Annotated in this window: 13 protein-coding genes; 11 read left to right on the top strand and 2 right to left on the bottom strand. The window is 69.7% G+C overall.

The window, feature by feature from the left end; all coding sequences use genetic code 11:
- Positions 1–72: 72 nt before the first annotated feature.
- Both lysA and FNH13_RS07560 read right to left on the bottom strand, forming a co-directional pair.
- Complete coding sequence (lysA, locus tag FNH13_RS07555; RefSeq protein ID WP_143782892.1) at positions 73–1437, bottom strand: diaminopimelate decarboxylase; 1365 nt, start codon at positions 1435–1437, stop codon at positions 73–75.
- Positions 1438–1461: 24 nt separating this feature from the next.
- Positions 1462–2457 carry a hypothetical protein gene (locus tag FNH13_RS07560; RefSeq protein WP_143782893.1) on the bottom strand — a complete coding sequence of 332 codons (996 nt, stop codon included), beginning with the start codon at positions 2455–2457 and terminating at the stop codon, positions 1462–1464.
- Positions 2458–2703: 246 nt separating this feature from the next.
- Here FNH13_RS07560 and FNH13_RS07565 point away from each other — a divergent pair, with 246 nt between their 5' ends.
- The 11 genes from FNH13_RS07565 (at position 2704) to FNH13_RS07610 (ending at position 13435) form a co-directional block, all read left to right on the top strand.
- On the top strand, positions 2704–3786 hold the full coding sequence (locus FNH13_RS07565) for a Kelch repeat-containing protein (RefSeq protein ID WP_143782894.1): 1083 nt from the start codon (positions 2704–2706) through the stop codon (positions 3784–3786).
- Between the two features lie 49 nt (positions 3787–3835).
- A complete protein-coding gene (locus tag FNH13_RS07570) occupies positions 3836–4948 on the top strand; it encodes an ROK family protein (protein ID WP_143782895.1) in 1113 nt (370 codons plus the stop codon).
- 44 nt (positions 4949–4992) lie between these two features.
- Complete coding sequence (locus FNH13_RS19010) at positions 4993–5331, top strand: hypothetical protein (protein WP_165700052.1); 339 nt, start codon at positions 4993–4995, stop codon at positions 5329–5331.
- Positions 5270–6349, top strand: a complete 1080-nt coding sequence (locus FNH13_RS07575; RefSeq protein ID WP_165700053.1) for an extracellular solute-binding protein — start codon at positions 5270–5272, stop codon at positions 6347–6349. The genes FNH13_RS19010 and FNH13_RS07575 overlap by 62 nt, the downstream gene beginning before the upstream one ends.
- 172 nt (positions 6350–6521) lie before the next feature.
- Positions 6522–7481: a carbohydrate ABC transporter permease gene (locus tag FNH13_RS07580; protein WP_143782897.1), complete on the top strand. Its 960-nt coding sequence runs from the start codon at positions 6522–6524 to the stop codon at positions 7479–7481.
- Entirely contained in the window at positions 7478–8362 is an 885-nt protein-coding gene (locus tag FNH13_RS07585) for a carbohydrate ABC transporter permease (RefSeq protein WP_143782898.1), read from the top strand. Before FNH13_RS07580 ends, FNH13_RS07585 begins: the two co-directional genes overlap by 4 nt.
- Positions 8359–8952 carry a glycoside hydrolase family 3 N-terminal domain-containing protein gene (locus FNH13_RS19695; RefSeq protein WP_143782899.1) on the top strand — a complete coding sequence of 198 codons (594 nt, stop codon included), beginning with the start codon at positions 8359–8361 and terminating at the stop codon, positions 8950–8952. The genes FNH13_RS07585 and FNH13_RS19695 overlap by 4 nt, the downstream gene beginning before the upstream one ends.
- Positions 8879–9889, top strand: coding sequence for a glycoside hydrolase family 3 N-terminal domain-containing protein (locus FNH13_RS07595; protein WP_143782900.1), 1011 nt, complete (start codon positions 8879–8881; stop codon positions 9887–9889). Before FNH13_RS19695 ends, FNH13_RS07595 begins: the two co-directional genes overlap by 74 nt.
- Positions 9886–10851, top strand: coding sequence for an ROK family protein (locus FNH13_RS07600; RefSeq protein WP_228266643.1), 966 nt, complete (start codon positions 9886–9888; stop codon positions 10849–10851). Before FNH13_RS07595 ends, FNH13_RS07600 begins: the two co-directional genes overlap by 4 nt.
- Before the next feature lie 2 nt (positions 10852–10853).
- Positions 10854–11618 carry a glucosamine-6-phosphate deaminase gene (locus tag FNH13_RS07605; protein WP_143782901.1) on the top strand — a complete coding sequence of 255 codons (765 nt, stop codon included), beginning with the start codon at positions 10854–10856 and terminating at the stop codon, positions 11616–11618.
- Positions 11619–11773: 155 nt separating this feature from the next.
- The gene (locus tag FNH13_RS07610) at positions 11774–13435 is read left to right on the top strand and encodes an NERD domain-containing protein (protein WP_143782902.1); all 1662 of its coding nucleotides are present in this window, start codon (positions 11774–11776) and stop codon (positions 13433–13435) included.
- Positions 13436–13499 lie beyond the last annotated feature (64 nt).

Consider the following 13499-nt stretch of genomic DNA (forward strand, 5'->3'; position numbering starts at 1 on the left):
GGGGAACCGGCACCTGAGGCACAACCTAGAGCCACGACAGCCCCGAGGGGAAGAGTTGATCGGTAGGCGGTCTCACCCCACGTCGAGAGCCAGGATGTCCTCGATCGTCTCGCGGCGCACGATCACCCGAGCCTGCCCGTCCCGCACCGCCACCACCGGTGGCCGTGGCGTGTGGTTGTACTGGCTGGACAGGCTGCGGCAGTAGGCGCCGGTCGCCGCGACCGCGAGCAGGTCACCGGCCCGTAGGTCGGCGGGCAACTCGGTGTCCCGTACCAGGATGTCGCCACTCTCGCAGTGCCGTCCGACCACCCTGGCGCGCATCGGCCCGGCTCCCGACGAGCGGTTTGCCAGCACGCACGTGTAGTCGGCGCCGTAGAGCGCCGGGCGGATGTTGTCGCTCATCCCTCCGTCGACCGACACATAGGTCCGCACCGACCCGTCCTCGAGGCTGACCTCCTTGACCGTGCCGACCTCATAGAGCGTGAGCGTGCTGGGGCCGGCGATGGCCCGCCCCGGCTCGACCGAGATCCGCGGGCGGGGCACGTCCCCGAGAGCCGCGAACTCACGCTCCACCACCGCAGCCAGCTCCGTCGCCAACTCCGCGGGAGTCAGGGGCGAGTCGCCGGAGGCGTGGGCGATGCCGAAGCCGCCCCCCAGGTCCAGCTCGGGCAGTCGTATGCCGTGCACCCGGCGGATCTGCTCGTGCAACCCGATCAGCCGCTGCGCCGCCACGGCGAACCCGTCGGTGTCCATGATCTGGGAGCCGATGTGGCTGTGCAGCCCGCGCAGCCGCAGACAGTCGCCGTGCTCCAGGATCCGGGCGACGGCCTGCATCGCCGGGCTCGAGTCGGCGCCGTCCGCCCCATGAAGGCTGAACCCGAACTTCTGGTCCTCGTGCGCCGTGGCGATGAACTCGTGGGTGTGGGCCTCGACACCGACGGTGACGCGCACCACCACGGCTGCCTGGACGCCGAGTTCGGTTGCAACGCAAGCCAACCGGTCGATCTCCTCGAGGGAGTCCACGACAACCCGCCCCACGGCATACTCCATCGCCTGGCGGAGCTCGGCGACGCTCTTGTTGTTGCCGTGCAAGGCAATTCGGTCACCGGGGAAGCCCACGTGCTGGGCCACCGCAAGCTCCCCTCCGGAGCAGACGTCCAGGTGCAGGCCCTCCTGCAGCACCCATCGGGCGACCGCCGAGCAGAGGAAGGCCTTGCCGGCGTAGTAGACGTCGGCCCCGCCGGAGACCGCGGCGAAACGCTCAGCGAAGGAGTCGCGGAAGGCAGCCGCCCGGGAGCGGAAGTCGTCCTCGTCCACGACATACGCCGGGGTGCCGAACTCCCGCGCCAGCGCGACGACGTCGAGGCCGTCGACCCACAGGCGTCCCTGCTCGTCCTGGGTGACGTTCCGTGACCAGAGCGTGGGGTCCAGTGGCATGCGGCGAGTATGGCGTGCGCGTGCTTAGAGGCTGTGGTCGGGGAGTAGGACGTCAGAGACGATCAGCTGCAGGTTGCCGTGCTCGCGCTGGATCCCGGTCACCCAGACGGGGTCCGGGAGGTCAGCCTCCACACCGAGGTCGGCGCCCACGCGGAAGATCGGGTCGGTGAACAGGTCGATGAGCTCGCTCGCGGTCAGGGCAGCTGGCGGCGGCACGACGGAGAAGTTCCAGGCCCGACCGAGGTCCAGGTCGCCCACGTGGCCGAGGGTGCGGGTCTTGGCGCGCCCCAGGAAGCCGGAGCTGCGGCTCACCACGACCGGACGCGCCTTCGGGTCGGTGCCCTGCAGCTCGGTGAGCAGTTGCAGGGAACTGACTCGGGTCGTCTCCTCAGGCAGGATGCGACTCTCCCAGGGCGTCAGGTCCAGGTCGCCGTTGATGATGAAGCCGCAGGGTTGGTGTCTGGCGTCCAGCAGGAAGTCGATCGTGACCAGCTCTGGGACGTCGTCGAGGTCTTCGCCACCGGATTCGTCACTGTCCGGGTCGTCACTGTCCGGGTCGTCATCGGAGTCGCTTCCTGGGGCCTCGATCGGCAGGTTGATCAGTGTTGTCCCCTCTCCGCGCAGATAGGCCCGACCCTCCGGCTGGCTGCCGGACGACAGCAGGCCCAGACCCTCGCGGGTGGTGATGCTGATGGACTCGTCCCCGGCGCGGCAGAAACCTCCGCCGATGGCTCCCACCGGGGTGGCGCCCTGCGCCAAGAGGGTGACCCCGCTGACCTCGTCGCCGGTGAACCAGAAGGTCTGATAGGTGCCCGACACCTGCTGGCCGGTGAAGAGCGACTCCTGGCCCACGAGCGCCAGTTCCCCGGTGAGCTCGACATCCTCACCGCGTTCGACCGTGTGCACCGGCTGGGCCAGGGTGGACCACAGCCGGTCGACGGGGAAGTGGGGGTCGACATAGGCCAGCGCGTCGGGGCGCAGCGTGCGCAGCGTCGGACGGGGCACAGCGAGGGGGGACATGACCACGAATCTATCGGTAGACCGGGCCGGTCAGCCGGTCGGTGCCCGCTCTGCACGAGCCTTCGCACGGACGAAGGGAACCGATGGACGCCCCCCTGCGTCGAAGCCGACATGATGCGCGCGGCTGCGATCCTCACAGCACTACTTCTCGCCGGGACAGGGTGCTCACTCGAGTCCAGCACGGAGCAGCCGGGCACCGGAGGACACCAGACCAGCCCACCGCCAGCGGGGAGCGGCGCGACGGAGGTGACTGGACGGCATACGGCATCGGGAGGGGAGTGGAGGCCGATCGCGCAGTCTCCCCTGTCGCCGCGCACCGAGCCAGCCGGGGTGTGGACCGGCGAGGAGCTCCTGGTGGTCGGCGGCGTCTCCTGGTTCTGTCCCCCGGGAGCGGACTGTCGAGGGCCCAACGATGAGGAGCTCCTGCTCGACGGAGCGGCCTTCGATCCCGCTGCCGACACCTGGCGTGCGCTGCCCGAGATGCCCCGCGCAACCTTCTATGACACCGCGCACTGGACGGGTGAGGAGATGCTGGTCGTGCACCAGCCGTTCACTGTCGAGGGGGCGTCACCCAGGACCCTGCCGGCAGCGGTGACCGCGCTCGACCCGGAGGCCGGCATCTGGCGGACCCTTGACCCTCCGCCCGACGGCCAGTTCACGCACAGTCTGTGGATCGGGGAGCAGTTGGTGCTCTGGTCAACCGATGATGAGTATGGCGAGGCGATCCAGACGCTCGACCCGACCAGCGGGAAGTGGGCCACGCTGCCGGACGACCCGCTGGGGCCGAGTTTTGACCGCGGGCTCGCCTGGCTCGACGGGCGCTTCTATCTCGCGGCGCTGAGCGTGGACGACGACCGCTCGCCCCGTCACTTTGTCGTCACCAGCCTGGATCCCGACTCCGGTGAGTGGTCCGGGCCCGAGCAGACCGACGTCACCTTCTGGGGCCAGGAGTGGTGGGCCTTTGACGGGCAGTTCGTCAACGCGAGCCAGCGGGCCCAGGGGGCCGTGGGGCCCGACACCGTCGCAGGGGCGTTCGATCCCGCGACGGGGGAGTGGAGCGACGTGGCGCAGGTAGACAGCTACGAGCAGCTGCAGGCCGGCTGCCAGCTGCCGATGATCGGTCCGGCCGGTGACTGGCTCGCCCCCGGACGCTCGGTCCTGGTCGCCCTCGACCCGCCTGTCGCGATGGTCGTGCCGGCCTGCCCGGGTCTGTTGGAGCCGTCCGTGGGCGTCTGGACCGGACAGGAGTTCCTGGTGTGGGGCGGGCTCGCGGACCCCGGCGTGGCCAACAGCAACGCAGGGCTGAGGTGGACCCCGCCGGCACCGTGAGTCTGCGTGGAGTCTTGACAAAGTTAGTTAATGAGACATACTAACTCTCATGACACAGGTCACCGGCCGACCGCGAGCCGGACGCCGCCCCACCGGCAAGGTGCTCCCCGGCGACGCGCGGCGCCACCACCGGGCCCTGGTCCTGCAGCAGCTCTTTGACGACGGGCCGCGCAGCCGCGCTGACCTCTCGCGGGAGACCGGGCTGACCCGCGTCACGGTCTCCGACCTGGTCGCCGAGTTGCTTGCCACCGGCATGCTCGTCGAGCTCGGGCACCGTCCCGGGGTGCGACAGGGCAAGCCCGCCACCCTGGTCGGCCTTGCGGACACCGCCCCGGTGGTCATCGCGCTCGACCTGTCGGGCGACCGAGTCCTGCGCGGTGCCGTGGTGGACCTGCACGGAGAGATCCTCAGCGCCGAGTCGGTCGAGCTGACCGAGGGGGAGGGGGCGGTGGCCGAGGTCATGGCGCTGATCGCCCGGGTGCGCGACGGTGTCGACCGGGTCGTCCTCGGCATCGGGATCGGTGCGCCCGGCATCATCTCCCACGCCGGGACCGTCCTGCACGCGCCCAACCTGGGGTGGTCCGACCTGGACCTGGCCGAGGTGGTCCGAGGGGAGACCGGCCTGCCGGCATACGTCGCCAATGACGCCAACATGGCCACGGCGGCCGAGACGAGCTTTGGCGCCGGGGACGAGGCGGGGCTGCTCCTGGTCACGATCGGTCACGGCGTCGGGGGAGGGGTCCTGGTCGACGGGCGGGTGCTCGCCGGGCCGCTGCTGTCCTCGGGGGAGATCGGGCACGTGGTCGTCGACCCGCAGGGACCCACCTGCGCCTGCGGCAACCGGGGGTGCCTGGAGACGATCCTGGCGGTGCCGACGCTGCGCCGCACACAGTCGGGGGCCGAGCTCGCGGCTGCCGGTCAGCGGTTGGGCTCGGTGCTCAGCCCGGTCGTGACCGTGCTTGGCATCGCCGATGTCGTGCTTTACGGACCGGCCGAGCTGCTCGACGGCCAGCTGCTCCGGGCGACGCAGGACGCGCTCGCTCACCAGACCCTTCCCTTCGTTGCCCAACAGGTGCGCGTGCGCGTGGTGCCGCTGGAGAACGAGCTCGTTCTGAAGGGAGCGGCAGCGCTCGTGCGCTATCGCGAGATAGGCGTGGTGTGACCCCTGGGTTCACTGCCGACACACACACCGAGAGAGGTTCAACGATGAAGCTCAGCACCATGACCCGGGCCGCGGTGGTGACGACTGTCGCCGCCACCATGCTGGCCGCCTGCAGCTCCGGCAGCACGACTGGCGACCCCGACGTTGAGGGCACGCAGGAGGACACCGCTGACGCCGGTGCCGACGACGAGGCGACAGACGAGACCGACGAGGCCGACTCCACGGACGCCGCGGCCGACACCGGTGCGCAGGCCTCCGGGGAGACCATCACCCTCTGGCTCGCCGGTGAGACGGACACCCCTGTCGAGCTCGAGGTGGCTGGTGACCGCCTTCGCGGAGGAGACCGGCGCGACGCTGGAGGTCCAGCGGATCCCCTGGGGTGAGCTGCTCGAGCGTGCCAACCAGGCGCTCCCCAACCCGGACAACACGCCCGACGTGATCGAGATGGGCAACACCCAGGTCCCGACATACACCAGCGTCGGTGCCTTTGAGGACCTGTCCGGCCTGCTCGGCGACCTCGGTGACATCGGCCCGGAGGGCTTCATCGAGGCCGGCACCTATGACGGGACGGTCTACGCGGTGCCCTACTACTGGGGCTCGCGCTACATCTTCTTTGACAAGGCAGCGTTCAGTGACGCAGGGCTGGAGCCGCCCACCACTCTCGCCGAGCTCTCCGAGGCGGCGATCACGCTGCGCGAGGCCGGCGACGACGCCTACTCGGGCCTGTGGCTGCCTGGTCAGGACTGGCGCAACGGCATCAGTTGGATCTTTGCGCACGGCGGTGACATCGCGGTGCAGGAGGGTGACCAGTGGGTCGGGGCCCTGTCCTCGCCGGAGAGCCTGGCGGGTCTGACGCAGTGGCAGGAGCTGTATGCCGGTGCCTCCACCGCACCGCAGGACGGCAAGGACGCGGAGGCCTGGGTCCCGTTCAACAACGGTGAGGCCGCGATGTTCATGGCGCCCAGCTGGGCGCGCTGGAGCGTGGAGGAGACCAAGGCCGAGGACCTCGGCGCGTTCGCCCTCCCGGGTGTGGACGGCGGCGTGGCTCCCGTCTTTGCCGGTGGCTCCGACATCGCCATCTCCGCGCAGTCCCAGCACAAGGATCTGTCCGCTGATCTGATGCGGCTGATCTTCAGCGATGACTACCAGACGATGCTGGCCGAGAACGGGCTCGGCCCGGCCAACGCCGAGTTCACCCATCTGATGGGTGACGACGAATTCGCCCAGGCCGCGATCTCCGCCGCCGCGAACGCCAAGCTGACCCCGGCCTCCTCGGAGTGGGCCGCGGTGGAGACCGGGTCGGTCATGGAGGAGTTCTTCGGTCGGATCGCCAGTGGTGAGGATGTCGCCACGGTCGCCGCGGAGACAGACGCTCAGCTGGAGGACGTGCTCAACGGCTGAGCCGCGGGCAGCACGTCGTGGGGCCGGTGCCGCACCGGTGCCGGCCCCACACTGCGCCCGGGGACCTACGAAACCCCTCTCAAAATTCGGGAGGGACCTACGAAACCCCTCTCAAAATGCGCAAGGGACCTACGAAACCTCCCTCAAAATGGGGTAACGAGAAGGGCGGACGATGACCCAGGAGACGGCCCAGGTGCCGCTGACGGGCACGCCGGTGACCGCGCCAGCGCGCCGTCGCCGGGGCCGGCGCGGTGGGCTCGGGCCCTATGGGCTGCTGCTGCCGACGATCGCGGTGCTGGTGGTCGGCGCCGGCTACCCGCTGGTGCGTCAGGTGGTCATGTCCTTCCAGGAGTTCGGCCGGGCCCAGCAGTTCGGGGCGCTGCCGGAGTGGATCGGGCTGGACAACTATCGCGAACTGTTCACCGACGCCCAGATGTGGGGTGTCGTCTGGCGGTCGCTGGCGTTCTGCGCGGTCAATGTCGTCCTCACGATGGTCATCGGCACCGTCTTCGCGCTGCTGATGCTCCGCGCCCCGCGGGTGCCGCGCGTGGTGCTCCAGGTCAGCATGCTGCTGTGCTGGGCGATGCCGGTCATCGCGGCGATGACTGCCTGGCAGTGGCTGTTCGACAGCCGCTACGGCCTGATCAACTGGACGCTGACCACCCTCGGCCTCGGTGACTTCACCCGGCACAACTGGTTGATCGAGCCGCTCTCCTTCTATCTGGTCGCCACGGTGATCGTGGTCTGGATGAGCGTGCCCTTCGTGGCCTTCACCGCCTATGCCGCCCTGACTCAGGTGCCCGAGGATGCCCTGGAGGCCGGACAGATCGACGGTGCCAACGCCTGGCAGCGCTGGCGCTTCATCATCTATCCCTCGATCCGCCCGGCGCTGACGATCGTGCTGATGCTGCAGATCGTCTGGGACCTGCGGGTCTTCGCCCAGATCCACTATCTGCAGGGCGTCGGCGGGATCCCCAGCGAGACCCACCTGCTCGGCACCTACATCTACACCCTCGGCGTCGGTCAGAGCGAGTACGGCATGGCCTCGGCCTTCGCCCTGTTCGTCCTCGTCCTGACCGTGGTGCTCACGGCGGGCTATGTGCGGGCCCTGCTGCGGGCGGAGAAGACATGAGCAACCTGCCGCCCACCACAGCAACCCGCCTGCGGCGTAGCCCCACCACTCGCCTCCGGCGCAGCACGCGCACCCGTCTCTGGGGTGTGGCGGCCGTCATCATCGCCCTGGTGTGGGCCTTCCCGGCCTACTGGATCGTGAACGGGGCGCTCCAGCCGGTCGAGGCGCTGCGCTCTCCGACGCCGGTCTTCGTGCCCACCGACATCACCCTGGACGCCTTCGGCCGGGTGCTCGACGGTCAGTTCTTCGCCTCGCTGCGGCTCAGCCTGGTGGTGACCTTGATCTGTGTGGCGCTAGCGGTCGTCTGCGCGTTCGTCGCCGCCGTGGCGATCTCACGGTTCCGGTTTCGCGGCCGGGTCTCCTTCATCATCGTGGTCCTGACGATCCAGATGATCCCGCCTGAGGCGCTGTTCATCAGCCAGTACCGGATGCTCAACGAGTGGAGCCTCTACAACACCGTCGCGGGCCTGTCCCTGCTCTATGTCGCGGCCGTGCTGCCGTTCACGGTGTGGCTGCTGCGCGGGTTCGTCGACGGGGTCCCGATCGAGCTCGAGGAGGCGGCGATGGTCGACGGCTGCAGCCGGGTCCGGGCGTTCTTCACGATCACCTTCCCCCTGCTGGCGCCCGGCCTGATCGCTAGTGGCGTCTTCGCCTTCCTCCAGGCGTGGAACGAGTACACCCTGGCCGTGGTCGTCATGGAGCCGGACAACCGGACCCTGCCGCTGTGGCTGCGGGGCATGACCACCGTGTCCAACGAGGCGATCGACTGGCCCGCGGTGATGGCCGGCTCGGTCCTGGTCGCACTTCCGGTCATCATCTTCTTCATGATGGTCCAGACGAGGATGACCCAGGGCCTGGTCTCCGGGGCGGTGAAGGGATGATCGACCTGCAGTATGCCGCCAGGAAGGTCCTGCTCGCCGGGTTCGCCGGAGCGGTGGTCCCGTCCTGGCTCTCCCACGAGCTGGGCCAGGGTCTGGGCGGGATCTGCTTCTACGGCAACAATGTTGCGCCCGAGCACGACCTCGCCGCCCTGGCCCGGTCGGTGCGCGCCCTCGACCCGAGCGTGGTGCTGGCGATCGATGAGGAGGGCGGAGACGTCACCCGGCTGCACGCCACCACCGGCAGCCCGTATGCCGGACCCGCCGTCCTCGGCCTTCTCGACGACCCGGTGGTCACCCACCAGGTGGCCGCTGGCATCGGCGCGGAGCTGTCCGCGGCGGGGATCTGGCTCGACCTCGCCCCCTGCGCTGACATCAACTCCGACCCGCTCAACCCGGTCATCGGCACCCGCAGTTTTGGCACGGACCCAGCGCTGGTGGCCCTCCACACGCAGGCCTTCGTCGCCGGCCTGGCATCCTCAGGGGTGGCCGCCTGCGTGAAACACTTTCCGGGGCACGGTGACACGCGCACCGACTCCCACCACGGGGCTGCCGACGATCCGGGCGAGCAAGGAGGTGTTGGGGCTGCGTGAGCTGGTGCCCTTCGCCGCCGCCGTCGTGGCAGGCGCCCCGGCGGTGATGACCTCCCACCTCGTGGTTGAGGCGCTCGACCCCGGGTCTGCGGCGACCTTCAGCCCGGTGCTGCTGAGCGACCTACTGCGTGACGAGCTCGGATTCGAGGGAGTCATCGTGACCGACGCCCTCGACATGGTCGGTGCGCAAGGATCCGGGCCGGGCGCACTCGGTGTCCCCGGGGCCGCTGTCCGGGCGGTGGCCGCCGGTGCGGACCTGCTCTGCCTGGGGCCGGAAAGTGCCACTGACACACCAACGCTCATCCAGCAGGTGGTCGACGCCATCACCGCTGCGGTCGACGACGGCAGCCTTGCCACCGAGCGGGTGCTCGACGCGGCGCGACGGGTGGAGGGGCTGAGGCAGCAATGGGCCAGCCCCCACTCGGCACAGAGTGGTCTTCAGTCTCCACGCGTCGACGCGGGGCGGGCTACGTCCCTGGACGCCGCTCGGGTTGCCTCTCTGGACGCCGCGCGGGTTGCCTCCTTAGGCGCCGCACGGGCCGTCCACCGCGACCTGCCGAGCCTGCCGGGCGCGCGGGTGGTCCACCTGGACACCATCGCCAACCCTGCTGTAGGAGAGACTATCTGGGAACTTCCGGCCGCGTCGCAACCCGACCAACGGCCCAGCGTCCGCCTGAGCCCCGAGGATCTGGCCACCGCCCGTCCGCCCGCCGGCCCGAGCCTGCTCGTGGTCCGGGGCGCCACCCGTGACGCGCGGGTCTGGCAGTGGATCCAGGAGGCGCTGTCGGCCAACGGACAGGCCTGGCTGGTCGAGCTGGGCTGGCCCGACCCCCAGCTGGGCACCCTGGGACGGGTGATCTGCACCTACGGCGCGTCCGCCGCCTCCACGCAGGCGCTGGCCACCGGCCTCGCGGACGCCGCGAGGAGTCAGTCGTGAGCACCCCGGTCCGAGCCCTGGCCGTGTCGAGGGAGGCAGTCATGAACGTGCGGGTCGGCATCGACATCGGCGGCACCCGGATCGACGCCGCAGCCGTCGCGGAGGGTCGGGACGGCGACCACCGGATCCTCCTGCAGCACGCGGTGCCGACCGTCCGCGGGCGGGAGGGCATCCGCGAAGGGCTGCGCACGGCATACACCCAGCTCCTGGAGCGGCTCGGAACCGAGAGGCCCGTGGCGAGCCTGGGCATCGGGGTGCCCGGGATCGTCAGTGGGGGCCGTGTCTCCCACGCGGTCAACCTCGGTCTCGACGGTGACCCGTTCGACCTGGCGGCGGAGGCTGGAGCGCTCACTGCGGTCCCGGTGCGTGTCGACAATGACGTCAAGGCCGCAGCCTGGGGTGCCGCGCAGTGGCTGCGTGCGACCGACGGCGCGGGTGCCGACGTGGACCTGGCCCTGCTCAATGTCGGCACGGGGCTGGCTGCCGGCCTGGTGCTGAACGGCTCGCTGCGGCGGGGAGCGAGGGGACTCGCCGGGGAGATCGGCCACCTGGTCACCGACCGTTCCGGACCACCCTGTCCGTGTGGCAAGCGCGGCTGCCTGGAGCTCTATGCCTCCGGTGGCGGGCTGGCCCGGCGCTGGTCGGGCTCCGCTGCTCAACTGATGGTGGCCGCGGCGGACGGCGACGCCCACGCCCAACTGGTGCGTGAGGACCTGGTGGCCGGGCTGGCCCAGGCGGTGCGGATCCTGGTCCAGGCCACCGACGTGGAGCAGGTGGTCCTCGCCGGCGGTGTCGTCACCTCCACCCCTGCGCTCCAGGGAGCCCTGCTGGCCGAGCTGCGCAGCCACGGTGCCGACTCCGGCTTCGAGCAGCACCTGGCCGTCCATGAGCGGGTGCGCTGGCTGCCCGAGGACTATCCGGCCGGCTCGGTCGGCGCCGCCCTGCTCCCGGGGGAGGGGTAGTCGTGGAAGTCATCGTCACCGACACCCCGCAGCTGGCCGGGAACCTTGTCGCCACCATCCTCCAGCGCTGGGTCCGACCCGGTGGCACCCTGGGCCTGGCGACCGGCTCCTCGCCGGAGCAGACGTATGCCGAGCTGGTCCGCCGTCACCGGGAGGAAGGACTGTCCTTCGAGGGGGTGCGGGCCTTCCTGCTCGATGAGTATGTCGGACTGGGCGCCGACCACCCACAGTCCTACCGGCAGGTGATCCAGCAGATGCTCACCGACCAGGTCGGCCTGGACATCACCGGGCCAGACGGGATGGCGAGGGACCTGCTCGCGGAGGCGGCGGCATACGAGGAGAGGATCCGGGAGGCTGGTGGGATCGACGTGCAGCTGCTCGGGATCGGTGGTGACGGGCACCTGGGGTTCAACGAGCCCGGCTCCTCGCTCAACTCACGGACCAGGGTCAAGACACTGACCACGCGGACCCGGCGCGACAACGCCAGGTTCTTTGCGGACGACCAGGTGCCGCACCATGTGCTCACTCAGGGGCTGGCCACGATCCGCGAAGCGCGACACCTGGTGCTGATCGCGACGGGGGAGGGCAAGGCGGCCGCGGTCGCGGCTGCGGTGGAGGGGCCGCTGAGCGCGTTCTGTCCCGCCTCCGTGCTGCAGTTGCACCCGCACGTGAGCGTCGTGCTGGACAGGCTGTCCGCGGCTCAGTTGGAGCGGGTCGATTACTACCGGTTCGCGCACGACCACAAACCGGACTGGCAGGACTACTGAGACTGCTTGGTCAACTGTCTGCTCGAGTGCGGGTCGGACCGGCTGGTCAACCGTGTGTCGGGACTGCCTGGCTGATCGGGTGTCGGGACTGCCTGGCTGATCGGGTGTCGGGGCGACCTGGTAGGTATGGGGCTCCCAACGGAGGGGAGAGTCCCGTGACCGCACGTTGCCATCCGCCAGCACCGGCCTTCGTCACCCAGTCCGAGGAGCACGTCTGGCGCCAGTTGCGTGAGGAGTTGCCGGACGAGGCGGTGCTGCTGGCAAATGTGCGGTTGACGAACGACGACGGTGACCACGAGCTCGACCTTGTGGTCCTGTTGCCGGATGCCGGCGTCTTCGTGATCGAGGTCAAGGGCGGTGGGGTCTCGATCGACCAGGACGGTCGGTGGTGGCTGCGCAGCAAGGGTGAGGACGTCGCGGTCGATCCGGTCGAGCAGGCGTTGCGCGGGAAGTATCAGCTCCGGACCTACATCGAGGACCACCCTGCTTGGGGTCGGCCGAAGGTGCGCTGGTCACACGCTGTGGTGCTGCCGTTCACTAAGCTCCCGCACGACTTTGCGCTCCCCGACCTGCCCCGCTGGATGGTCCACGATCAGCAGGACATGCCGCACCTCGTCGGCAGGCTCCGGCACCAGGCGACCCGGCAGGACACCAACCGACAGGTGCCTACGGTTGATGACGTCGACAAGATCCTGGAGCTGTGGCGCAGCCACGCCACCGTGTCCCCCAGCGTGGTCTCCGGCGCGAGCGAGCGAGAGGGAGTTGCCACTGACCGGCTCACCCAGGAGCAGGCCATGCTGCTGAAGGTCACCCGCCTGCTGCACCGGGTCGAGGTGCGCGGTGGAGCGGGCAGTGGCAAGACGGTCCTGGCCCTGACCCAGGCGAAGCAGTTGACCAGAGGCAGTGCGGGCGAGGGTCGCCCGGCCCAGCGGGTGGCACTGCTGTGCTACTCCATCGGTCTGGCTGGCTTCCTGGAGCGTCAGGTGGCTCAAGCGCCTCGGAGGAGTCAGCCAGCCTTCGTGGGCGGTTTCCATGCCCTGGGCAAGCAGTGGGGAGCGCCCGACGGGGACCGTGACGACAGTGAGTTCTGGGAGACGGAGTTGCCCGCGCTGATGCTCGACCTGGCACAGCAGCTGCCGGAGAAGGAGAAGTTTGACTCGGTCGTGGTGGATGAGTCCCAAGACTTCGCTGAGTCGTGGTGGGCGCCGTTGCTGGCGGCGCTGAAGGACCCCGACTCTGGTGGCCTCTACCTCTACTCTGACGAGAACCAGCGACTGTTCCCGCGCTTCGGCACGCCGCCGATCGAGCTGGTGCCGCTCGTGCTCGACCACAACCTGCGCAACACCAAGCAGATTGCTGAGACCTTCGGGCCGCTCGCACCGTCGCGCATGAGGCTGTTGGGCGGTGATGGACCTGCCGTCATGTTCGTCCCGGGGGCGGCTGAGGACGCACTTGACGTGGCCGACGACCAGGTCGACAAGCTGCTCGACGAGGGATGGGAGCCCCACCACATCGCCCTGATCACCACGCAGTCACGACACCCACAGCAGCGCGAGTTGCAGCAGACGCGGGGTGACCAGGGTTACTGGGAGAGCTTCTGGGACCAGGAGGAGGTCTTCTACGGCACGGTGCTGGGCTGCAAGGGGATGGAGCGGCGCGCAGTCGTGCTCTGCATCAACTCCACCGACACCGACCGTGCCCGTGAGCGGCTGTATGTCGGGATGTCCCGGGCCACCGACCGGCTGGTGGTCGTGGGCGACCCCGACTGGATCCGTGAGGTGGGTGGTGGGGCAGTTGCCCGAGCCCTCGGGCTGTAGGAGGAGCGGTCCGGTCCAGAGGTGTGTCATTCAGGTGAGGCCGCGTTGGCTCGGGGCCGTCGCC

This window comes from Ornithinimicrobium ciconiae, from assembly GCF_007197575.1.
Classification (GTDB): domain Bacteria; phylum Actinomycetota; class Actinomycetes; order Actinomycetales; family Dermatophilaceae; genus Ornithinicoccus; species Ornithinicoccus ciconiae.